Origin of the sequence: Wolbachia endosymbiont (group B) of Ischnura elegans (assembly GCF_947251585.1) — a bacterium.
Classification (GTDB): Bacteria; Pseudomonadota; Alphaproteobacteria; order Rickettsiales; family Anaplasmataceae; genus Wolbachia.
This window is the reverse complement of record NZ_OX366371.1, coordinates 596,835-618,470: the sequence shown is the minus strand read 5'-3', so window position 1 is coordinate 618,470 and position 21,636 is coordinate 596,835. Positions and strand designations below refer to the sequence as shown.

The following is a 21,636-nucleotide window of genomic DNA, read 5'->3' as shown; positions in this document are numbered from 1 at the left end:
GTTCTTTAATTCATTCTCACAATCCGTGAACGGTTACACCTAAACGACAATGGGCTGTTTGAATAGCACCCTTCCGGTGTCTCAAACTACAACAGTTGTGAATAGAGAGTAATACGAAAAATTATACAATCAACGAACTACCTGTCATTTCATTTGGCTTTTTGAGTCCAAGTAGCTGTAAAATAGTAGGAGCAATATCAGATAATTTTCCATCTCTCAGTTTTAAATTTTCACAAGATATAATAAATGGAACTTTATTTAGAGTGTGCGCTGTGTGAGGTGTGTTATTTTCTTCATCGAACATACATTCCACATTACCATGGTCTGCTGTAACAATGAGTGCAGTATTACCCACTTCTTTGACAACGCTGAGTACTTTTGCAAGGCAATCATCTACAGCGAGCACAGCTTGCTCGGCTGCTTTTATATTACCTGTGTGTCCCACCATATCAGGGTTAGCGTAGTTTACAACTATCAGCGCAAATTCTTGAGAATGAATTTTTTTTACAAGCTCTTCTGTGAGCTCAAAGGCTGACATTTTAGGCTGCAAATCATAAGTTTTAACTTTTGGTGAAGGAATTAGTATTCTTTCTTCACCAGAAAAAGGTTCTTCTCTTCCACAATTAAAAAAGAAAGTCACATGCGCATATTTCTCAGTTTCTGCAATGCGCAGTTGCCGTAATTTATTGTCTTCTATTATCTGTCCCAAAGTGTTGGCAAAAGATTCAGGAGGAAAGAGATAAGGGATTTTTAAGTTCGCTTTATATTGCATCATACTTAAAATTGAAGAGAATTTTGCCACTTCAGTATAGCCTGCTTTACCAAGACAAATACTTGCCAATTGTATCATTCGATCAGCACGAAAGTTAGCCAATAGCAATCCATCTTCTGGTTTTATACCTTGATAATCTCCTATTATTGCGGGCCTGATAAATTCATCGGTTATATTATTTTGGTAATTTTCATCAATAAGCGATACTGCATCATCATAACGAGGCGCCTTTGCAAATGCGATGGCTTCATAAGCTTCAATTGTTCTTTCCCACCTATTATCACGGTCCATAGCATAATAACGCCCAGAGACAGTGGCGATTCTTATATCATTTTCCTTTATGCTTTCTGTAAATTCTTGAATGCATCTTTTCCCTGAATTTAGCAGTGTGTCTCTGCCATCTAAAAATGCGTGTATTACAACTTTAATTCCGCGCTGTGATATCTTGTTTGCTAAAGCTGAAATGTGCTTTTGATGCGAATGAACACCGCCATCTGATATCAATCCCATTATATGGCATATGCCATTCTTACTTTTTAGATCATTAATAAAATTCTGTAGATTTGCATTATTTTCTATCGTTTCGATTGCTTGATTAATACGCTGAAGGCTTTGCATTACCACTCTACCGCTACCAATATTCATGTGACCAACTTCTGAATTGCCTATTTGGCCTTCTGGTAATCCAACATCAGTTCCACAGGCAGATAAACTGCACTTTGGATAATTAGAGCTAATATGTTGCCAACAAGGTGGATTTGAATTGCTAATAGCATTGTATTTACTATTTTCTATTCCATTACCCCAGCCATCTAGTATACATAAAACGACTGATTTAAAGTTCATATAAAAGTTAACATCGAAACCCTCAATGGTACCAAAAACAAACTCTTCTTACAACTTTTGTGTTAAAATAAGAGATAGAAAAAGCTGCTTGGAGGCAATGGTATATGAAGTTTTTCATAAAATATTTTATTAAAGTGATTGACAGTTGCTGAAGTGTTTACTAAAACACTTGCATAGCTTTAATAGTGAGGTCAAATGAGTTATAGTCAATATGTAAAGGATAATACTTTAGCAACATCAGGTGCTATAATTAATGTTGATAGATTAGTAAACTTTTTAAAAAGCAATACAAACATTACAAGACTTATTTTACGATGTTCAAAAATTAATTATGAGGTTATAAAAGAATTAGCTCAGCTTTCTCATCTTACTTCACTTGATCTAAGTTGCAGTTATGTTGGTACAGAAGGTGCAAAGATTTTAGCAAGCGGGAATCTTATAAATCTTACTTCGCTTGATTTAGGAGGAAACGAAATTGGTGATGAAGGTGTAGAGGCTTTAGCCAGTGGAAATCTTACAAGTCTTACTGAGCTTAAATTATATGATAATAAAATTGGCGATAGGGGGGCAAAAGCTTTAGCAAGTGGAAACCTTCAAAAGCTTACTTTACTGAGTTTAGGATGGAATGAAATCAGTAATGAAGGTGCAGAGGCTTTAGCAAGTGGAAATCTTAAAAATCTTATTACACTTAAAGTATATGATAACAGCATTAATTACAGAGATATACAGACTTTGGCGAGTGGAAATTTGGTGCGTCTTACTTCGCTCATTTACAATTATTGCAGTATTGATGAAACATTGCCAAAAAATGTCCTTCCTCAATTAAAAAGGAAATGTAATAAAAGAAAAATAGGAGAGGAGCCAGATAGCAAGCTAAGTGAAGCGCAGACATCTTTGCATTTTGACAGTAAAGGCTTTAAACCTATATAACTTCACACGTTTTGTCTGTTTAAGGTAACCGTTCACGCAATGGCGTCAACTTAAGAGCCTTCATTAGCAGACTCTCCTAAAGACATGATGGCGTTTAGGCTTATCAACTTTGTCCATTCACGGTATAAGAAAGTAGTTTACAAAAATTGCATAATTAGTATAAAAAACAATAAACTAGATAGATGAGGGGTTGATGATAGAGGTGCTACAAGAAAAGATTGTGGTATTGGAGTCAGAAGTTGGTACTCTGAAAGCAGAGAATGATAAGTTAAGGACAAAAATAATTGAGCTAGAGGATAAGCTGGGTTTAAATTCAAAAAATTCATCGCTGCCACCATCGCAAGATGTATATCGCAAAAAGACAAAAAAGAAGAGCGATAAAAAACCAGGCGGGCAGCCAGGACATGAAGCGCACAAGCGGGAATTGATGGTAGCAGATGAGGTGGTAAAATGTTCAATTGATACAATTTGCATGTGTGGAAGCCAAGTTATTTTAGAAGAAGAAACTGTGCATCAAAAGGTTGAATTGCCAAAAATTAAACCGATAGTGACTGAATATAGGCTACAAAAAGGCTACTGTAAGGCGTGTAAGAAAAGGATCTCAGCTAGTCTGCCTGAAGGTGTGACAAGGGATCTTTTAGGAGCTAATGCAAAAGCAGTAATTAGCAGTTTTAGTGGATTTTTTATCAATTCAAAAAGGGAAGTACAGCAAATTTTGAGCAGCATATTTAATCTGAATATAAGCCTAGGTTTGGTATCAAAGACCGAGGGTAGAGTATCAGAAAAATGTATATCTGAATACGAAAAAATAAGAGAAGAGCTACGGAAAAGCAAGTATTTACATATAGATGAAACAAGCCATAGGAACCAGGGAAAGAAAGGTTGGAGTTGGGTAGTAACGAATAAAACAGCAACACTTATGAAGTTAGTTGGATCTCGCGGAAAGAAGATATTAAAAGGGCTATTGCCAGAGTATGATGGAATAGTTATAAGCGATAGGTATGCTGCGTATAATTACTTTAATCGTGAAAACAGACAGATATGCTGGGCCCATTTAGCAAGGGACTTTGAAAGGTTTTTTTACAGTAAAAATGTTGAAGTGAGCAGAATTGGCGCAGCATTAAAATCGCTGAGCAACAGGGTATTTGTGGTAGATAGAGCACGTAAACAAAACCTGATAGACAATTTAAGATTTTTCCGGTTAATGAGGAAGATTCGAAAAAGGGTGAAACATTTTTTGCGAGAGATAACAAGGGTTGCAAAAGGAACTCAGGCCTCGAGAATGGCTGCCAATATACTACGTTCTGAAGATATGATGTGGAGATTCGTGCGCAATCCTGATCTGATCGAGACAACCAATAACCTTGCAGAACGTCAGGCTAGACGGTACGTCATTTATCGTAAAAATAGTTTTTTCACTTGGTCAGAACGTGGAGAAAAGTTCATTGAAAGAATGCTTTCGATATTTTTGACTGCACGTTTGAATGATCAGAATCCTGTCCAGAAACTACAGAATTTAGTCGCTATTCCTGCCTAATTGGGAATATTCCGTGAACGGTTACGCTATACGAACATTGTGACAATTTGCGTAACAAATGGTGTCATCCCAGTGCTTGACACTGGGATCCAATTTTTCATTTAAGCTCATTAATTTGTAACCGTTCACGGATTGTGAGAATGAATTAAAGAACTAAGCAGTGACAGCTACTAGATTCTGTAGCTTTTGAAAGGGGTTCTGGCCATTTAGACGTGATGTCAAAAATATCGACAACATTCTTTCCACGAATCTTTCTCCACGTTCTGACCAGGTGAAAAAGCTGTTTTTACGATAAATTACGTACCGTCTAATTTGCCGTTCTGCAAGGTTATTAGTTGTTTCTATCACTTCAGGTTTTCTTAAAAACTTCCACATCATATCCTCAGATCGTAACATCTTAGCGGCCATTCTTGAAGCTTGAGTGCTATTTGCAACCCTCGTCATTTTACGTAAAAAATGTTTTACCCTTTTCCGAATTTTTCGCACCAGTCGATAAAATCTCAAATTATCTATCAAATTTTGTTTTTTTGCCTTATCTACTACAAACACCTTATTGCTGAGCGATTTTAGTGCTTGGCCAATTTTGCTCACTTCAACATTTTTACTATGGGCAAATCTCTCAAAATCTCTTGCCAGATGTGCCCAACATATCTGTCTATTTTCACGATTGAAGTAATTGTATACAGCGTATCTATCGCTCACAACTATACCATCATATTCTGGCAGTAAACTCTTCAACACCTTCTTACCACGAGACTCGCTTACCTTCAGAAGTGTCAACGCTTTGTTTGTTATTACCCAACTCCAGCCTCTCTTTCCTTGATTTCTGTGCCCTGTTTCGTCTATATGCAAATACTCGCTTCCTTGCAACTCTTCCTTCATTTTCTCATATTCAGATGCACACTTCTTCGATACCCTGCGTTCAGTATTTGAGACTAAACCAAGGCTTATATTTAGATTAAAAATACTGCCCAAAATTTGCTGTACCTCTCTTTTTGAGTTAATAAAAAAGCCGCTAAGGCTGCTTATAACTGTTTTAGCATTGGGTCCTAGAAAATCTCTTGCAACACCTTCGGGTAAATTTGCTGTAATTCTTTTATTACATACTCTACAATGTCCTCTTTGCAACCTGTACTCAGTTACAATTGGCTTAATTTCTGGCAACTCTGCCTTCTGATGAATAATTTCATCTTCTAAAGTAATCTTACCTCCACACATACAAATTGTATCAATTGTGCATCTCACTACCTCGTCTGCAGCCATTAATTCACGCTTATGCACCTTATGTCCTGGCTGACCTCCTGGTTTTTTATCACTTTTCTTTTTTGCTTTCTTACGATATATATCTCGTGATGGTGGCAGCGATGAATTTTGCGAATTTAAGCCCAATTTGTCTTCTAATTCAACTATTTTTGCTTTCAAGCTATCATTTTCTCTGATCAGTGCTTTTATTTCTTCCTTGAGATTAGCGTTTTCTGCTACAACCTTTTCTTGCAGCACTGTTGTCATTTACCCATTCCATATTTAGATTCCTATCTCTTTACACTTTTATACTTACTTTGTAAACCACCTTATCTCCGTGAACGGTTACAGAAAATTAACCATGTGAAATTCTTGTTGATATGACTTAATGAATAATTATTTTAGGTTACTAAGTTATTTAAGAAACTTTGATAATATTTAGCCCACTTACTTTTCTATTTTCTATGTCACGATGAGCCTCTATTATTTCATCAAATTTATATTTTTTATTAATTCGTACAATTAAAAGTTTTTTTCTTATCATCTCGAAGATTTCCATTGTGGTAAGCACTAATGTGAATCTATCACGCTTATAATGGTATATTGAGGTTCCAGCTGCAAATAACGAACGCGAACTAAGTAAAGAGAAATTAATAGGAGCATTACCTGATATCTGCCCATAGGAAACATATATGCCAAACTTACCTAAAGATTCAAAAGAGAGCTTGCTTGTAGCGTAACCTATAGGGTCATACACCGCACCTACTCCTCTGTTTTGCGTAATCTCCATAACTTTAGAAACGAAGTCTTTATCATTGTAGTTTATTGCGTATGTGCAGCCACTTTGTAAAGCTATCTTCATTTTTTCGTCAGAGCTTATAGAACCTATCACTACACCTTTTTTATCCTTTGCCCATTGGCATATTATTTGTCCTAAACCACCATTAGCTCCATGAACTAGTACAAAAGCACCAGGCCTGATTTTATAAGATTGATTAACTAAATAGTGAGCTGTCATACCTTTAAACAACACTGCAGCAGCAACTTCATCAGGTATATCATTCGGAATTTTTATCAAATATTTCTGGTGTACAATGCGCTTTTCACAATATGCCCCTGGAGGAGCTGTGCAATATCCAACTCTATCTCCAACCTTAAGTCCATCACTAATTTTTTTACCAAGCTTTTCAACAACTCCTACTGCCTCTACTCCAAGTACTGATGGCAGATCTTTAATTTTGCGTATACCTTTTCTGTGCTCTAAATCATAACGATTTAAGCCGATAGTTGTATGACGTATTAAGACTTCTTCGCCTTTTGGCTCACCTATATTCTTATCTACAAATTCTAATACTTCTGGTCCCCCAGGTTTTTTTATTTGTATAGCTCTAACCATGATGAATGTAAGATAAAAACTTTGATTATGTTATCTAACAATTAATATTTTGCAAAATGTTATTTAGAGTTTATATACTACATAAGTGTATATTAATAGTTTTAAGGTATAAATTATAATGAATAGAGAAACTTGGCTTTATAGTGCTTTGTGTAATGTGTTGTATAAAGTGAATGAAGATCACGATTTAGATATTAGTAATGTAATAGAAAAAATAAAAGAAAGGCTAGAAAGTAGAATGCAAACTTCAAGCAAAGAAAACTATTATAAAGATTTACACACTTCTTGGGAAGAAAAAGGTTTTGATATTAATCACAAATTTGATTTGAAAGACTATGATGGCTTTCCAGTAGATAGTCTTTTTTCTATTGCTATTAATTACAAACCTTGCGCTTTACCAAATCTAGCACAAGTTTTAATAAAAGCAGGGGCTGATGTGCAAAACAAAAAAGGATACTTACATGCCTGCGTTTTGACCCATTCTCCGGACATATTAAAGGCTCTCATAAAAGCGGGAGTGAATGATAGCCCAGATGAAAACTACAATGGAAACACTGCTTTAGAGTGTGTTGCTGAATTATATTGTAAGGATAAGTCAATTGAACGCAAAAATTGCTGTGAGATTCTAATTAAGCATACATTAGAAAAAAATCCCAACATAGAAATGCCAGTCTCTATAAAAAGTAATAAAGAGTTAACTGAGTACTGGAATGCTTGCAAAGCAAATAGTGAAGAATGGGAATTAGCAACAACGAACACTGAAACACAAGTAGTCAGTGTGCAAAAAGCAAATAAGAGCTCCTGCTCAATTCAATAGATGTATCGTACAACCTTGTTCGGATTACAATAGGAAAAGGTTTGTTATTTAAGCTTAAAAAACGTATATGATAGTGTTATTTCACTTAAATCTTTTGTACTATTGTCACGCATTATCTCAGGGTCTACGTAAAAGGATACGGGCATAGCCGCTTTTTGTTTTGGTAGCAGCATTTGCTCTTCAAAACAAAAGCATGCAACTTTATTGAAATATTTACCTGCTTTAAAAGGTGTGACATTATACACTGCCATTCCAAAAGAAGGCTGATCAGATAAATTTTTTGCATAATAAAATACTAAACTTTGTTGCCCTATATTTGTATCGATGTAGTTAGTTTCTGATTTAAATTCCCAAGGCAGACCTGATATTATATCAGCATTAAGGTGAACCCTGATTTTTTGGTCAGTTGCATTTATTGTTGCATTAGTTACTTTTCTCGTTGTGCCACCATATCCAGTAGCTTTACAAAAGATGCTATACAACGGTACTGAAGCATATGCAAGACACAGCATCAATACCACTAAAGATATTAGGAGGAAAACTATAGAACTTTTATTGTTTCCCCTTAAAAAGGAAATCATCTAATCCTTATTGTTGAACAAGTTAAGTAACCTGAGTAAATTGAGGAATATATTGATGAAGTCAAAGTAAAGATTAGTTGCACCAAGTATTGCCAGCTTAGTAGTTGCAACTTCTGAGCCATCATTATATCTATAATAAACATCTTTGATTCTCTGAGCATCGTATGCGGTCATTAAAGTAAACACTATCACTGATACAAACGATATTGCAAAATAGAGAGGACTGCTTCCAAGAAACAGATTAACTATAGATGCAATGATTAACCCCCAGATTCCCATAATCAAAAAAGAACCCATGCTGGTAAGATCTTTTTTTGTAGTATTACCATATAAAGCCATAGAACCAAACATGATCGATGTGATGAAAAATGCTCTTGCTATATTTCCTGCAGTGTAAACTACAAAAATATGAGATAAAGAAATTCCCATTAAAACTGAGAACGAGAAAAATATAGTAAGTGTCAACTGAGCACTTAGGTTTTGAAGCCTAAAAGACATATAAAACACCAATGCAACTGGAGATAGCATTACCACAAGCGATAGAACAGGATTAGAATAGATCACTTGAGAAAGACCAGAAAACACTGTTAAAAACGCAACAAGCCCTGTAACACCTAAAGCCAAAGCCATATAATTGTATACTTTAGTCAGGTAACTCCTGAGCCCAGTACTATAATAAACGCCTTGAGAGCGAATATCTTGTTCATTTCTCGTATAAGACATATGTAACTCCTTATTATCTCTTGATGATATATTATAATACAATACAGCGTTTTTATCAAGTATAAAATGACATACTACAATTGAATGGTGTGGTATGCAATTAGAGAATTTCTTCCATAACTATAAGCAAATCGGTTTTCAGCAGCATTTAACTATTATAACAACCTCTGGCAATAGAAATTACTTTCACCATTCCCTCTATCATGATTTAAGGGGAATGGTGAAAGTAGTTTTTGCATTTACTAAAGCATTCTTCTTATAGATACTATACCAACAATCCACTATTTTTTCTATGTCTCGCGGTTTAACCTCCGGACCTATACTGATTCTAATTGAACATTCTGCTTGCTCTTTTGTTGCTCCCATTGCAAGCAAAACATGAGAAGGCCCAACTTTTCCAGAAGAACATGCAGAACCATTGCTGACTGCAATATTATTTAAGTCAAAGCACATGAGCTGCAGATCATTCTTCACTCTCGGCATATAAATGAAACTTGTATTTGGCAATCTTTTAGAATTTCTGCCAAAGATCTTGATATCACTGACAAGACTTAATAATTCACACTCCAATTGATCACGCAGCTTCTCTACTTCATCCATTTTTGATAGAAGATCTGGAATATTTTGCAATGCAGCAGAAAGACCTGCTATTGCAACAATATTTTCTGTACCACCACGCAATCCTTTTTCTTGCCCACCACCTATTATAATAGGTTCTATTACAAGCTTTTTGTCAAATATTAGAACTCCACTACCTGCTATACCACCAAATTTGTGGGCAGATAGAGTAAGTAAGTCTATTCCTAAATCTTCAATATTCACTTCGATTTTCCCAACACTTTGAGCAGCGTCAGTGTGACAGATTGCCCCGAATTTATGTGCCATTTTAGCTATTTCCTTAACAGGCTGGATAACTCCAGTTTCGTTATTAGCCATCATCACTGAAATTATTACTTTATTCCCTTCAAGTTCGCTTAGAATTTTTTCTAGCTCTAAAAAGTCAACAATACCCTCTTGATTAACGGGTATTATATGTGGATTACATGCAGAATTAAGAATTGAAGGATGCTCTGTAGCTGAAATTACATGCAGATAGCCTTTCATTCCTCTCATGACGAGGTTGTTTGCTTCAGTTGCACCAGACGTAAAAACTATTTCTTTATCATCTGGAATGCTAAGAGCATCACGTACGTTATCTCTTACCTCTTTAAGAATCTTCCTCGCTTCTTGTCCTCTTTTATGCAGCGATGATGGATTTAGTGTTTGTTTCGACAAAATCTCAAGTATACTTTTTTTTACATTTTTACTCACTGGAGCAGTTGCATTATAATCAGCATACACGCAACTACTGTCTTCCAGAGAGAATAAACTCACAGGCTTATTTGTCACTTACCATCAACCAATTATGTATGTTAACTTTAACACGATAAAAATTTATTGCAAAAACAGGGAAATTAATACATAATTAATAAACAATTTACATTATCAACACCTGTCAAAACAGGTTTTTATTAGGAGTTATCATGGTAGAAGTCTTTTTAAATAATTCAACAAAAAAGATAGAAGGTAGATACCATCAAAGCAAAGATACCAATGCACCAGTTGTGCTAATTTTACATCATCACCCTCAATATGGTGGTAGTATGGATAGTAAGATTATACATACTATATATGAATCTTTTATCGATAATAACTTTTCTGCATTGACAATTAATTTTCGTGGTGTCGGAAAATCTACCGGAACTTTTGATAAGGGTATAGGAGAATTAACTGATGCTGCAGTAGCTATTGATTGGCTTCAGGAGCATAACTCTAACAATGTTCCAATTTGGATAGTTGGTTTTTCTTTTGGAGCATGGTTAGCTATGCAATTGACAATGCGCCGTCCAGAGATAGTAAGTTTTGTTGCCCTTTCTCTTCCAGCAACTAAGTACGATTTCTCTTTTCTCTCTCCTTGCCCAGTTCCTGGACTTATAATACAAAGTAATAATGATACAATTTCAGAAGAAAGCGATGTAACAGAATTAGCACAAAGGTTAATAAATTCGGTAAAAAATAACCATATGGAATACCATATAGTAGACGATACTAACCACTTTTTAAGGGATAAAGAAGAGGAAGTAGCTCAAATTATAGATAATTATATAAAACTACGCTTAAACAGTGCAGTCACTTCCTCCAAAAAAGTTAAAAAAGAGATAAGGGTAAAAGAATATGCCTAACTTTACAAATGAGAGAAATGAACGTATTAATATCAATAAAAAAAGTCTTGTTATGTTTAGGCAATTATTATTTCTCGTTTTAGCAATGTTTATGCTGTCAGGATGCTTTCTAAGTAAACAGCGTAAGTTAAAGAGTCCGTGTATAAAAAATAATGAAAGCATTTCATGCGAATTATACTCCGTTAATGACCATTGGTTAAATAAGTACAAGTTATAGGTAGCTTTGTATTGTACTGTTTCTTCCATTTACAGCTTTACTAATGATCGGTTTTTTAACTGAAAAATGTGATCTGCTTTTTCTGCAAGGATATAGTTGTGTGTTACTATAAGCATAGAGCTGTTATTTTCCTTTACATATGAATGTAACAGCAAAAATACATTCAAAGAATTTGTTGGGTCTAAATTTCCCGTTGGCTCATCTGCAAGTAAAAGCTTTGGAGAGTTTACAATGCTTCTTGCAATTGCAACCCTCTGCCTTTCTCCACCAGAAATTTCAGATACCATACTACTTGCTTTATTTTCCAGACCAAATTTTTCTAATATTGCTTGCGATTTTTTTTTTGCTTCAGCTTTGCTTCTTCTTGCAATAAGCTGAGGAAGCATAACGTTTTCCAACACTGATAACTCTTGTAATAAATAGTGAAATTGATAAACAAAGCTAAGAAAATTTCTTCTTACATGAGTTTTATATTTATTGCTGGCTTGCGTACAATTTACTCCATCTATTGTCACTACACCTAAAGTTGGCTTATCCAATAGGCCTGCAATTTGCAATATAGTTGTTTTTCCTGATCCTGAACTGCCGATCAATGCAACTACTTGCCCTCTTGTAAGACTCAGATTGATATCTTCTACAATAGCAGGACTTTTTTTGAAGCTCTTACTTACAGAAGCTAGCTCTAGTGTTACACCACCACCCATATTATAAAAAGATCCAGGAGGGAGAATTAGACCGAGAAACTGTTACCACAACCACATCGAGACTTAGCGAGAGCATTCTTGATTTGAAAACCAGAACCACTTAGATCTTCAGTATAATCTATAGTTGAGTTATTTAAAAATTTCGCTGAACAATTATCAACCATTAATACAGGGTTTCCATTCTCATCATTAATTACTATATCTTTACCTTTTTCACTAAAACTGGAGTGGCTTCTATAATCCTCGCTATCTTCGTCATCGTCAAAATCGTCGTCTTCATCATCGTCAAAATCGTCATCCAAAGACATCTTCTTATTTATTTGATCCATAAGAAAATTATACTTGAAGCCAGAGCATCCACCACCTGAAACTGCAACCCGCAAAATAGAACTCTCATCTCCTTCCTGTTCTACAAGGGAGTGGATTTTCCTTAATGCATTGTCAGTTAAGCTAATATTGTAATCTGTTGACATAACAACCACCGTTCATTATTGATAACCTATTATAGTAGAAATTTTACATGTCAAACAATAATTTTCTATTAAGTTACGCGTGCTTTCCAAATAAAACAAAAGGAAGAAATTTTAAAGAGCCAGAAGATGAAAATCGCAGCTGCTTTCAGCGTGATAGGGACCGCATTATTCACTCTAATGCGTTTAGGAAATTGGGGTACAAAACACAAGTTTTTATCAATTATGAGCATGATTACTATCGTACTCGGCTAACTCATAGCCTTGAAGTTGCACAAATTGCAAGATCCATCGCACGCAGGCTCAGATTAGATGAGGACATCACCGAATGCATAGCGCTTGCACATGACCTTGGTCATCCTCCATTTGGTCACACAGGTGAGAATGCTCTAGTTCAAATTGATAACGAGAAGTATAAGTTTGATCATAACGTTCAAGCTATAAGGATTTTAACTTATCTTGAACAAAAACATGCTGACTTTAATGGTATGAATCTAAGTTGGGAAGTGATTGAAGGCGTTGCAAAGCATAACGGTCCTTTACTCGGTCAAAATACGGTATCCCACACAAATAATCAGCTACTATTAGAATACAATGAAAAATATGATCTAAAGCTTGAAGAATTTTCAAGTCTTGAAGCGCAAGTTGCTTCGATTGCTGATGACATTGCTTATAGTGTTCATGATCTTGATGATGCACTCAGGGCAAATTTAGTAATAACCGAAGATTTGCTCGATGTTCCTTTAATTGGCAAAATGTTCAAAGAAGTAAAAAGCGAATATTCAGAATTGGCTCAAAGCAAACTCATACATGAATCACTGAGTAGAACTATAGGAATTATGATAAATGATGTCGTTTTTCAGACTGAAAGAAATATTAAAGACTACAAAATAAAAAGCGTAGAAGATGTAAGGAGCTTAAATAATATGCTAGTCACATTTTCACCAGAAGTTGCAAATGCCACAAAAGAGATGAAAAAATTCAACATGGAAAAAATATACAGAAGTTATAAACTGACCAGAACAATGAACAAAGCAAAACGTATAGTACAGGAGCTTTTTCAATGCTTTTATGAAAACCCAAGGTTATTACCCACAGAGTGGAACAAACTTGCTTGTGAATCTCAGCGTTCAGTAATAATATGTGATTATATCTCAGGTATGACAGATAGATTTGCCATACACGAGCACAGAAGAATTTTTGATACCTCATACGAAATGACTTCTTTCTAATGACCGATGATTATTTCATGTCGATCGCATTAAAACTTGCAGGAAAAAGTCTTGGAAGTGTTGCACCAAATCCCACTGTTGGATGTGTCATTGTAAAAGACGGCATGGTAATTGGTGAAGGCTACACAGGAATCGGTGGACGTCCACATGCAGAAGTAGTTGCTTTACAAAATGCTAAAGACTTAACTCATGGTGCAACTATGTACGTCACTCTCGAACCATGTTGCCACTTTGGAGTTACAGAACCTTGCACTGCAGAAATCATAAAATCAGGAATAAGAAAGGTAGTGATTGCAGCAATTGATCCAGATAATAGAGTTTTAGGCAGAGGCATAAAAGCTTTAGCAGATGCAGGAATTGAAGTTGAGCAAGGTATTATGCAAGAAGAAGCAGAGAAACTGAATGTTGGCTTTTTTACCACCAAGAAACTCCATAGACCATTCATAGCTTGCAAAATCGCAACAACTCTCGATGGAAAAATCGCAACGTTTACAGGTGATAGCAAATGGATAACAAGTGAAGATACGAGAAATTGCGTACATGAGCTCAGAGCAAAATATGATGCAATTATGATTGGCAGTAGTACCCTTATCAATGACGATCCACTCTTAACTTGCAGATTACCAGGACTCGAAGAAAGGTCGCCAATAAGGCTAATTATCGATAGCCAAGCAAAATTGCAGGAAGAGCATAATATTGCAAAAACTGCAGACAAAATAACAACTTGGGTGATTACAAACAGAGAAATAGAGAAAAAAATAAAAAACATTAATTATTTGATAGTCAATTCAAATCACAAACCTCCTGTTATTCCAGATGTTACCCTAACACACTCTCCTGTCATTCCAGTGCCCAGACACTGGGATCCAGAAAACTTCAAGCAATTGCATAATGAAAACTGGTCACGGGCTGGAATGACATCGGAACATGATGTTATCGGCAAAGTCTGCTTAAAAGACATGGTATCAAAACTTGTTTCAAAAATTGGTATAACAAGATTATTAGTTGAAGGTGGAGGAGTGTTAATTACAGAATTATTAAAACATAACTTAATCGACAGGTTGATAATCTGCCGCAGTGGTAAAATTTTAGGTAATGACGCCACTCCTTTTGTAGGAGATTTAGGAATTCAATCCATCAATGAATGTTATCAGTTCAAAAAAGCAGAGATAATAGAGTTTAGTAAGGATGTAGTTGAGATGTGGGATAGATTATCATAACCTTTACATGCTCAAATGAAAAAAAGAGGCAGAATCATCTCTACTTCTGTACCATTTAGCTTATGAGCTTTTTTGAGATATTTTGCTTTCGAATGCTTCAAAAACTGTAGCATCTTCTAACGAACTCTTAAGTGTTTCATTAAATTTGCTTGAATCCAGTTTTGCAGCCAATTTCGTATCAACTTCAGACTTGTCAGCTTTTCTATTCAACTCATCTTTAGTAGCTAAATCTTTAATTTTTCCTTCAACTTCTGTTTTAGCTGCTTCAGCTTTACTAGCTGCTGTTTCAGCGTCTGCTTTAGCTTCACTTATTTCTTCATTCTTATGCATTTGCTGATATGAAGCATAAGCTGCTGCGGCAAAATATACAGCGGCAATAAATAGAACTGCAATTCCAGCAGGGCTAGCAATAAGTGCTAAAGACGCAGGTCCAGAAATTACTTTAGTAGCAATCAATACTGTTGTTATTGCTGCTGCTAAAGATGCAGTTGCAACTGTACTTTCAATACTCATTTTTGTTATATGTGCAGTGTTTTCCCACTTCAATACGTTTTTTATAGTCATAATAGTCCCCTTATAATAAGGCTAATAAAAAGATTGAGTAGTGTGTATTAATAATGCATGTTGGTCAAGCTACTTTTCGCATAAAGTATATATTTCAAGCTAAAATGTTATCAGTTGTATATAATTAAACGTATGAAACATGGTTGGCTGAATCTTGATAAACCAACAGGAATGAGTTCTGCACAAGCTGTAACTCAAATTAAAAGGATTTTTGGAATAAAAAAAGCCGGACATTTGGGAACACTTGATCCTTTGGCTTCAGGTGTATTACCAATCGCTCTTGGTGAAGCAACAAAAACTATACCGTATTTATCTTGTGACTTAAAGGCATACAATTTCACAATAAAATGGGGAAAACAAACAACTACGGATGATTTGGGTGGTGATATCATTAGAACTAGCGATATAAAACCCGAATATAACCAAATAAACTGTGCGATTAAGGATTTTATTGGTGAGATAACACAAACTCCTCCTCAATTTTCAGCAGTGAAAATCAAGGGAGCAAGAGCATATAAATTAGCAAGAAGTGGGCAAAAGGTAAATATAAAGCCCCGGCAAGTCAAAATACATGAACTGAAGCTGATATTCTTGGACACTATAAATAATAGTGCTGATTTTTCTATGATCTGCGGTAGCGGTGTATATGTAAGATCAATTGCAAGAGATCTTGGAGTCACATTAAATTGCTTTGGACACATTACAAAATTAAGAAGAACGATGGTAGGTGATTTTAAGGAAGATGAATCAGTGACAATTGAGCAACTTACTAAAAAAAAACACAACAACTTACTCTCCCCGGTGCTTGACACTGGGATCCAGATATACAAATACTTACAAATCATGTAATGGACAAAAGATTCTAGGAGCATATGTCAAAAACAATGTTCGTGATGAAATAGACTGGATCCCAGTGTCAAGCACTGGGATGGCAGAAGATGATGGAGGTAATACAAAAGGCTTCATCATCCCCATTGAATCGGCTTTAAAATCGATGTTCAAAGTTGAAATTTCCTTAGAGGAAGCGGAGAAAATCAGAAAAGGTCAAGAAATTATATTAAATAACTTGCGTAATTTAAAGAATTATGATATTTTTTGTACGATAGTGGGTAATGTACCTATTGCAATTTGCAGTTTTACTCATGGTTATGTGAAGCCTATTCGTGTTTTTAATATTTTGAAATGAGGTTTAGATGTCAATAACATCCCAAAAGAAAAAAAGTTTGATTAGTACATATGCAATTAAAGAAGATGATACAGGTTCATCTTTTGTACAGTGTGCAATTTTAACCGAGAGGATCAGTAATTTAACTGAGCATTTTAAAGCGCATAAGCATGACCATAATTCTAAGCGCGGTTTACTTATATTGATAGGTAGAAGGCGCAAGCACTTAAGTTATATAAAACGTAAATTTGGTAATGAAGCCTATCAAGAGTTAATAGAGAAGTTAGGCATTAGAAAATAATCGAGGAATTTTGTATGTTTGAAATTATAAAAAAATCTATAGATTGGGAGGGGCGTACCTTATCTTTAGAAACTGGGAAAATAGCACGTCAAGCTGATGGTTCAGTAGTTGTAAATTATGGAGATACTTCTATCTTAGTCACTGTTGTACGAAAAAAGAAGGAAGAAAGTGTTGATTTTCTCCCTTTAAATGTGCAGTTTATTGCAAAAAGTTATGCCATGGGTAAGATTCCTGGTGGTTTTTTTAAAAGAGAAGGAAAACCATCTGATAGAGAAACTTTAATTTCAAGAGTAATAGACAGAAGTATAAGGCCGTTATTTCCTGAAGGTTTTCATGATGAAATTAGTGTAGTATGTAATCTATTAACTTACGATACGGTCAATTCTCCTGAAGTACCAGCATTGATAGGTACCGTCGCAGCTCTTGCAATTTCTGGTGTTCCTTTCCACTTTACTATAGCTGGAGTTATGGTCGGTTGTGATGAAAATAACAATTATATACTCAATCCTTCCGTTCAAGAGATGAAAGCAAGCAACTTGGATCTGTTTTTGTCTGGTGATGAAAATTCGATCTTAATGGTCGAATCGGAAGTCAAAGAGCTCTCTGAAGAAAATGTTTTGAGTGCAATAAAATTCGGCCATGAACATCTTCAACCTGTTATTAAGCTCATAAAAGAATTTGCTGATACAGTTGGCAATAAACCTGAAAGCTTTGCTCCTGCTGATATATCAGATATAACTCAAGAACTTGAAAAATATGGCAAAGATTTTGAAGAAGCATATTCAAAAACAGTAAAACAAGAGCGAGTTCAAGCTCTAGAAGTAGTCAGGAATAATATATTGAATACTCTTAAAGAGGCTGGAAAAGACGAAAAGTTAATTACTTATGCAGTAAAAAGCTTTGAAAGATCTTTAGTGCGTGAAATGATTAGAAGGAAAAGTGTGAGGATAGACAGCCGTAAGTATGATGAAATACGCCAGATAGAAATTGAGGCTGACATTCTACCCAAGACTCACGGTTCTGCGCTATTTACAAGGGGTACCACTCAGGCACTAGTTGTTACTGCTCTTGGTACTACACAAGACGAGCAAATTGTGGATGACATTGAAGGGGATAGACGTGAACATTTTATGTTGCATTATAATTTTCCTCCATTTGCTGTTGGAGAGGCTTCTGCTATACGCGCACCAGGAAGGAGAGAAATTGGTCATGGTAAACTTGCTTGGAAAGCAATTCATCCTGTTTTACCTGATAAATCTGAATTTCCTTATACAATAAGGGTAGTATCTGAGATTATGGAATCTGATGGTTCTTCTTCTATGGCAACAGTTTGTGGAACTTCCATTGCATTAATGGATACAGGTGTGCCAATAAAGGCTCCCGTTGCAGGAATTGCTATGGGTCTCATCAAAGACAAAAATGAGCATATAATACTTTCTGATATACTGGGCGATGAAGACTATCTTGGTGATATGGACTTCAAAGTAGCAGGAACTAGCGAAGGGATTACAGCACTGCAGATGGATATGAAAATTCCTGGTATAAGCTTTGAAATTGTTGAAAAATCTTTAGAACAAGCAAAAGTCGGAAGATTACATATCTTAGAAAAAATGAATGCAGTAATTTCAGAACATCGTAAGGATATAAAAGATCATGTACCAAGAGTGTTATCGTTTTATATAGATAAAGATAAAATTTCTGCAGCTATTGGTGCTAAAGGAAAAAATATACGCAGTGTATGTGAAAGAAGTAATGCAAAAATTGAAATAGGGGATGACGGTAAAGTTTCTGTTTTTGCCATTAGTAGTACTGAAGCTGAAGCTGCAAAGAATATGATGATTGATTCAATAACAGAGCTAGAACAAGGTTCTATAATTGATGCTAAAGTTGTAAAGATAGAGAAGTCTATTGTAGAGCTAGAACTTCTTAATGGAAGAAAAGGAAAAATGCATATAAGCGAGGTAGCTAATCAACATGTAGAGTCCATTGAGGATATACTTAAACAGGGTGATACCTTCAAAGCTTTGATAATTGACTTTGAAAAAGGTGGATGTCCAAAATTATCAAGACGTCGTGTTGATCAAGAAACAGGTGAATTTTTTGAAGGTAAGCTTTACAATGAAGAAAGGAGAGATGGTTTAAATAATAGGGATAATTATTATAACAACTCGTTTAATAAAAAACCTGGAGATAATTATCATAGTAATAGACCTACTCGTCCTCGTTCTGGTTTTAGTAATAGAAACAGACCAAAATTTGGTAATAATGACTCATCATCAGGTTTCTATTGAGGTTGAACTTACTTTCTATTATCTCAGTGTCGAAGCACTGGGATAATAGGAATTTTTAAAACTGACAAGATAACAAAAATGGTTTGTGTTATCTGTAGGGTTATAACGAAAGATTTTTGTAACCGTTCACGGAGATAAGGTGGTTTACAAAGTAAGTATAAAAGTGTAAAGAGATAGGAAGCTAAATATGGAATGGGTAAATGACAACAGTGCTGCAAGAAAAGGTTGTAGCAGAAAACGCTAATCTCAAGGAAGAAATAAAAGCACTGATCAGAGAAAATGATAGCTTGAAAGCAAAAATAGTTGAATTAGAAGACAAATTGGGCTTAAATTCGCAAAATTCATCGCTGCCACCATCACGAGATATATATCGTAAGAAAGCAAAAAAGAAAAGTGATAAAAAACCAGGAGGTCAGCCAGGACATAAGGTGCATAAGCGTGAATTAATGGCTGCAGACGAGGTAGTGAGATGCACAATTGATACAATTTGTATGTGTGGAGGTAAGATTACTTTAGAAGATGAAATTATTCATCAGAAGGCAGAGTTGCCAGAAATTAAGCCAATTGTAACTGAGTACAGGTTGCAAAGAGGACATTGTAGAGTATGTAATAAAAGAATTACAGCAAATTTACCCGAAGGTGTTGCAAGAGATTTTCTAGGACCCAATGCTAAAACAGTTATAAGCAGCCTTAGCGGCTTTTTTATTAACTCAAAAAGAGAGGTACAGCAAATTTTGGGCAGTATTTTTAATCTAAATATAAGCCTTGGTTTAGTCTCAAATACTGAACGCAGGGTATCGAAGAAGTGTGCATCTGAATATGAGAAAATGAAGGAAGAGTTGCAAGGAAGCGAGTATTTGCATATAGACGAAACAGGGCACAGAAATCAAGGAAAGAGAGGCTGGAGTTGGGTAATAACAAACAAAGCGTTGACACTTCTGAAGGTAAGCGAGTCTCGTGGTAAGAAGGTGTTGAAGAGTTTACTGCCAGAATATGATGGTATAGTTGTGAGCGATAGATACGCTGTATACAATTACTTCAATCGTGAAAATAGACAGATATGTTGGGCACATCTGGCAAGAGATTTTGAGAGATTTGCCCATAGTAAAAATGTTGAAGTGAGCAAAATTGGCCAAGCACTAAAATCGCTCAGCAATAAGGTGTTTGTAGTAGATAAGGCAAAAAAACAAAATTTGATAGATAATTTGAGATTTTATCGACTGGTGCGAAAAATTCGGAAAAGGGTAAAACATTTTTTACGTAAAATGACGAGGGTTGCAAATAGCACTCAAGCTTCAAGAATGGCCGCTAAGATGTTACGATCTGAGGATATGATGTGGAAGTTTTTAAGAAAACCTGAAGTGATAGAAACAACTAATAACCTTGCAGAACGGCAAATTAGACGGTACGTAATTTATCGTAAAAACAGCTTTTTCACCTGGTCAGAACGTGGAGAAAGATTCGTGGAAAGAATGTTGTCGATATTTTTGACATCACGTCTAAATGGCCAGAACCCCTTTCAAAAGCTACAGAATCTAGTAGCTGTCACTGCTTAGTTCTTTAATTCATTCTCACAATCCGTGAACGGTTACAATAGCAAACCATTTTGCAGGATAACCTTATCCACTACAAGAAATATGCAATTTAGAACATTAAAAATTATAACGTATACCTACTTCTATTATTGCATCTGGTTTTTTCATCGGTGGTTTAAAGCCACTTAATTGACCACTTGCAGCAATAGCAACTGTGCCAATTATCTGCGGAATAATTTCACAATCAACACCTAACTTTACTTTATAGGCAATAGTACCCAGTATTTTATCTAGTGTTTCATTTTTAGTTGTATCTGCATTTGTATCTTTACCAAGACCAAAAGATGGCAATATGCGAATATATCCACCCAGACCTATACTAGCATATAATTTAATGGGATCAATTTCAAGATCAGGATAGTAAAGGTAATTTGCCAATAAACTAGCTCCTACTTTCCTTTTTTCTTCATCAGTTATATCACTTATGTCAGCAAGAACCTCAAGTTCAAACTTAGAACTTTTGTTATGATGATAACCAAAAACAACGCTAGGTTTCAATTGAAAGCTTGCACCCCATCGAGTTCCAAAGTTTAAACCTACATAACCTACATAGTACTGATCTTCGTACCGGTCTTCGTATTGCTCTTCATACCGATCTTTGTACTGGTCTTCATACTGGTCTTTGTGTTGATCTTCATATTGGTCTTCTAACTCACTTGTACCATTACTAGCTGTACTTGCTAAAGCAACCAGCACAGCTAACACTTTCGTCGTTCTCATATAATTCATACACATTACTTCCTTAAAATAGACTGGAATAAGTGTTCAAACATGCTAGCAGCAAGTTTTGAGCATTGCTTGTGGTTACACC

Annotated in this window: 19 protein-coding genes and 1 pseudogene; 10 read left to right on the top strand and 10 right to left on the bottom strand. The window is 35.4% G+C overall.

Annotated elements, in window-relative coordinates:
• Window positions 1-121: 121 nt before the first annotated feature.
• Complete coding sequence (gpmI, locus tag OPR58_RS03175; RefSeq protein WP_265022986.1) at window positions 122-1,618, bottom strand: 2,3-bisphosphoglycerate-independent phosphoglycerate mutase; 1,497 nt, start codon at window positions 1,616-1,618, stop codon at window positions 122-124.
• A 195-nt stretch (window positions 1,619-1,813) separates the two neighbouring features.
• Here gpmI and OPR58_RS03170 point away from each other — a divergent pair, with 195 nt between their 5' ends.
• Both OPR58_RS03170 and tnpC (OPR58_RS03165) read left to right on the top strand, forming a co-directional pair.
• Window positions 1,814-2,548 carry a leucine-rich repeat domain-containing protein gene (locus OPR58_RS03170; protein WP_265022985.1) on the top strand — a complete coding sequence of 245 codons (735 nt, stop codon included), beginning with the start codon at window positions 1,814-1,816 and terminating at the stop codon, window positions 2,546-2,548.
• Window positions 2,549-2,741: 193 nt separating this feature from the next.
• A complete protein-coding gene (gene tnpC, locus OPR58_RS03165) occupies window positions 2,742-4,085 on the top strand; it encodes an IS66 family transposase (RefSeq protein ID WP_265022247.1) in 1,344 nt (447 codons plus the stop codon).
• A 153-nt stretch (window positions 4,086-4,238) separates the two neighbouring features.
• On the opposite strand, the gene tnpC (OPR58_RS03160) is transcribed toward tnpC (OPR58_RS03165), so the two are convergent.
• Both tnpC (OPR58_RS03160) and OPR58_RS03155 read right to left on the bottom strand, forming a co-directional pair.
• Complete coding sequence (tnpC, locus tag OPR58_RS03160) at window positions 4,239-5,594, bottom strand: IS66 family transposase (RefSeq protein ID WP_253309750.1); 1,356 nt, start codon at window positions 5,592-5,594, stop codon at window positions 4,239-4,241.
• 151 nt (window positions 5,595-5,745) lie between these two features.
• Complete coding sequence (locus tag OPR58_RS03155; RefSeq protein WP_265022984.1) at window positions 5,746-6,723, bottom strand: quinone oxidoreductase family protein; 978 nt, start codon at window positions 6,721-6,723, stop codon at window positions 5,746-5,748.
• Window positions 6,724-6,880: 157 nt separating this feature from the next.
• Here OPR58_RS03155 and OPR58_RS03150 point away from each other — a divergent pair, with 157 nt between their 5' ends.
• Complete coding sequence (locus OPR58_RS03150) at window positions 6,881-7,540, top strand: ankyrin repeat domain-containing protein (protein ID WP_265023161.1); 660 nt, start codon at window positions 6,881-6,883, stop codon at window positions 7,538-7,540.
• 44 nt (window positions 7,541-7,584) lie between these two features.
• Here the strand turns inward: OPR58_RS03150 and OPR58_RS03145 are convergent, their stop codons facing one another.
• From OPR58_RS03145 to OPR58_RS03135, 3 genes are all read right to left on the bottom strand, one after another.
• Window positions 7,585-8,121, bottom strand: coding sequence for a cytochrome c oxidase assembly protein (locus OPR58_RS03145; protein WP_010407017.1), 537 nt, complete (start codon window positions 8,119-8,121; stop codon window positions 7,585-7,587).
• The gene (locus OPR58_RS03140) at window positions 8,122-8,844 is read right to left on the bottom strand and encodes a Bax inhibitor-1/YccA family protein (protein WP_265022983.1); all 723 of its coding nucleotides are present in this window, start codon (window positions 8,842-8,844) and stop codon (window positions 8,122-8,124) included.
• Window positions 8,845-9,045: 201 nt separating this feature from the next.
• Window positions 9,046-10,233 carry a cysteine desulfurase family protein gene (locus tag OPR58_RS03135; RefSeq protein WP_265022982.1) on the bottom strand — a complete coding sequence of 396 codons (1,188 nt, stop codon included), beginning with the start codon at window positions 10,231-10,233 and terminating at the stop codon, window positions 9,046-9,048.
• A gap of 134 nt (window positions 10,234-10,367) precedes the next feature.
• Here OPR58_RS03135 and OPR58_RS03130 point away from each other — a divergent pair, with 134 nt between their 5' ends.
• Complete coding sequence (locus OPR58_RS03130; protein WP_265022981.1) at window positions 10,368-11,066, top strand: alpha/beta hydrolase; 699 nt, start codon at window positions 10,368-10,370, stop codon at window positions 11,064-11,066.
• A 246-nt stretch (window positions 11,067-11,312) separates the two neighbouring features.
• On the opposite strand, the gene OPR58_RS03125 is transcribed toward OPR58_RS03130, so the two are convergent.
• Together OPR58_RS03125 and OPR58_RS03120 are read right to left on the bottom strand one after the other, a co-directional pair.
• Window positions 11,313-11,987: an ABC transporter ATP-binding protein gene (locus OPR58_RS03125; protein ID WP_010407030.1), complete on the bottom strand. Its 675-nt coding sequence runs from the start codon at window positions 11,985-11,987 to the stop codon at window positions 11,313-11,315.
• A gap of 26 nt (window positions 11,988-12,013) precedes the next feature.
• A complete protein-coding gene (locus OPR58_RS03120) occupies window positions 12,014-12,460 on the bottom strand; it encodes a HesB/IscA family protein (RefSeq protein ID WP_007302232.1) in 447 nt (148 codons plus the stop codon).
• A gap of 47 nt (window positions 12,461-12,507) precedes the next feature.
• On the opposite strand from OPR58_RS03120, the gene OPR58_RS03115 reads away from it, so the two are divergent.
• The gene (locus tag OPR58_RS03115; protein WP_265022980.1) at window positions 12,508-13,689 is read left to right on the top strand and encodes a deoxyguanosinetriphosphate triphosphohydrolase; all 1,182 of its coding nucleotides are present in this window, start codon (window positions 12,508-12,510) and stop codon (window positions 13,687-13,689) included.
• Window positions 13,689-14,909 carry a bifunctional diaminohydroxyphosphoribosylaminopyrimidine deaminase/5-amino-6-(5-phosphoribosylamino)uracil reductase RibD gene (gene ribD, locus OPR58_RS03110; RefSeq protein ID WP_265022979.1) on the top strand — a complete coding sequence of 407 codons (1,221 nt, stop codon included), beginning with the start codon at window positions 13,689-13,691 and terminating at the stop codon, window positions 14,907-14,909. The genes OPR58_RS03115 and ribD overlap by 1 nt, the downstream gene beginning before the upstream one ends.
• 60 nt (window positions 14,910-14,969) lie before the next feature.
• Here the strand turns inward: ribD and OPR58_RS03105 are convergent, their stop codons facing one another.
• Window positions 14,970-15,422, bottom strand: a complete 453-nt coding sequence (locus OPR58_RS03105) for a hypothetical protein (RefSeq protein ID WP_265022978.1) — start codon at window positions 15,420-15,422, stop codon at window positions 14,970-14,972.
• A 183-nt stretch (window positions 15,423-15,605) separates the two neighbouring features.
• Between OPR58_RS03105 and truB the strand changes: the two are divergent.
• The 4 genes and pseudogenes from truB to tnpC (OPR58_RS03080) all read left to right on the top strand — a co-directional run bounded on the left by truB (window position 15,606) and on the right by tnpC (OPR58_RS03080) (window position 20,786).
• Window positions 15,606-16,659, top strand: a pseudogene (gene truB / locus OPR58_RS11170) (tRNA pseudouridine(55) synthase TruB).
• Between the two features lie 7 nt (window positions 16,660-16,666).
• Complete coding sequence (rpsO, locus tag OPR58_RS03090; protein ID WP_265022976.1) at window positions 16,667-16,939, top strand: 30S ribosomal protein S15; 273 nt, start codon at window positions 16,667-16,669, stop codon at window positions 16,937-16,939.
• A 14-nt stretch (window positions 16,940-16,953) separates the two neighbouring features.
• The gene (gene pnp / locus OPR58_RS03085; RefSeq protein WP_265022975.1) at window positions 16,954-19,230 is read left to right on the top strand and encodes a polyribonucleotide nucleotidyltransferase; all 2,277 of its coding nucleotides are present in this window, start codon (window positions 16,954-16,956) and stop codon (window positions 19,228-19,230) included.
• A 200-nt stretch (window positions 19,231-19,430) separates the two neighbouring features.
• Window positions 19,431-20,786, top strand: coding sequence for an IS66 family transposase (gene tnpC, locus OPR58_RS03080; RefSeq protein WP_253309750.1), 1,356 nt, complete (start codon window positions 19,431-19,433; stop codon window positions 20,784-20,786).
• A gap of 96 nt (window positions 20,787-20,882) precedes the next feature.
• Here the strand turns inward: tnpC (OPR58_RS03080) and OPR58_RS03075 are convergent, their stop codons facing one another.
• Window positions 20,883-21,560, bottom strand: a complete 678-nt coding sequence (locus OPR58_RS03075; protein WP_265022974.1) for a cell envelope biogenesis protein OmpA — start codon at window positions 21,558-21,560, stop codon at window positions 20,883-20,885.
• Between the last annotated feature and the right edge of the window lie 76 nt (window positions 21,561-21,636).

Coding starts and splice junctions, on each gene's coding strand:
- tnpC (WP_265022247.1), top strand. CDS start 2,742: ATGATAGAGGTGCTACAAGAAAAGATTGTGGTATTGGAGTCAGAAGTT.
- tnpC (WP_253309750.1), top strand. CDS start 19,431: ATGACAACAGTGCTGCAAGAAAAGGTTGTAGCAGAAAACGCTAATCTC.
- rpsO (WP_265022976.1), top strand. CDS start 16,667: ATGTCAATAACATCCCAAAAGAAAAAAAGTTTGATTAGTACATATGCA.
- OPR58_RS03155 (WP_265022984.1), bottom strand. CDS start 6,723: ATGGTTAGAGCTATACAAATAAAAAAACCTGGGGGACCAGAAGTATTA.
- OPR58_RS03115 (WP_265022980.1), top strand. CDS start 12,508: ATGTCAAACAATAATTTTCTATTAAGTTACGCGTGCTTTCCAAATAAA.
- OPR58_RS03170 (WP_265022985.1), top strand. CDS start 1,814: ATGAGTTATAGTCAATATGTAAAGGATAATACTTTAGCAACATCAGGT.
- OPR58_RS03120 (WP_007302232.1), bottom strand. CDS start 12,460: ATGTCAACAGATTACAATATTAGCTTAACTGACAATGCATTAAGGAAA.
- OPR58_RS03075 (WP_265022974.1), bottom strand. CDS start 21,560: ATGTGTATGAATTATATGAGAACGACGAAAGTGTTAGCTGTGCTGGTT.
- pnp (WP_265022975.1), top strand. CDS start 16,954: ATGTTTGAAATTATAAAAAAATCTATAGATTGGGAGGGGCGTACCTTA.
- ribD (WP_265022979.1), top strand. CDS start 13,689: ATGACCGATGATTATTTCATGTCGATCGCATTAAAACTTGCAGGAAAA.
- gpmI (WP_265022986.1), bottom strand. CDS start 1,618: ATGAACTTTAAATCAGTCGTTTTATGTATACTAGATGGCTGGGGTAAT.
- tnpC (WP_253309750.1), bottom strand. CDS start 5,594: ATGACAACAGTGCTGCAAGAAAAGGTTGTAGCAGAAAACGCTAATCTC.
- OPR58_RS03130 (WP_265022981.1), top strand. CDS start 10,368: ATGGTAGAAGTCTTTTTAAATAATTCAACAAAAAAGATAGAAGGTAGA.
- OPR58_RS03105 (WP_265022978.1), bottom strand. CDS start 15,422: ATGAGTATTGAAAGTACAGTTGCAACTGCATCTTTAGCAGCAGCAATA.
- OPR58_RS03140 (WP_265022983.1), bottom strand. CDS start 8,844: ATGTCTTATACGAGAAATGAACAAGATATTCGCTCTCAAGGCGTTTAT.
- OPR58_RS03125 (WP_010407030.1), bottom strand. CDS start 11,987: ATGGGTGGTGGTGTAACACTAGAGCTAGCTTCTGTAAGTAAGAGCTTC.
- OPR58_RS03145 (WP_010407017.1), bottom strand. CDS start 8,121: ATGATTTCCTTTTTAAGGGGAAACAATAAAAGTTCTATAGTTTTCCTC.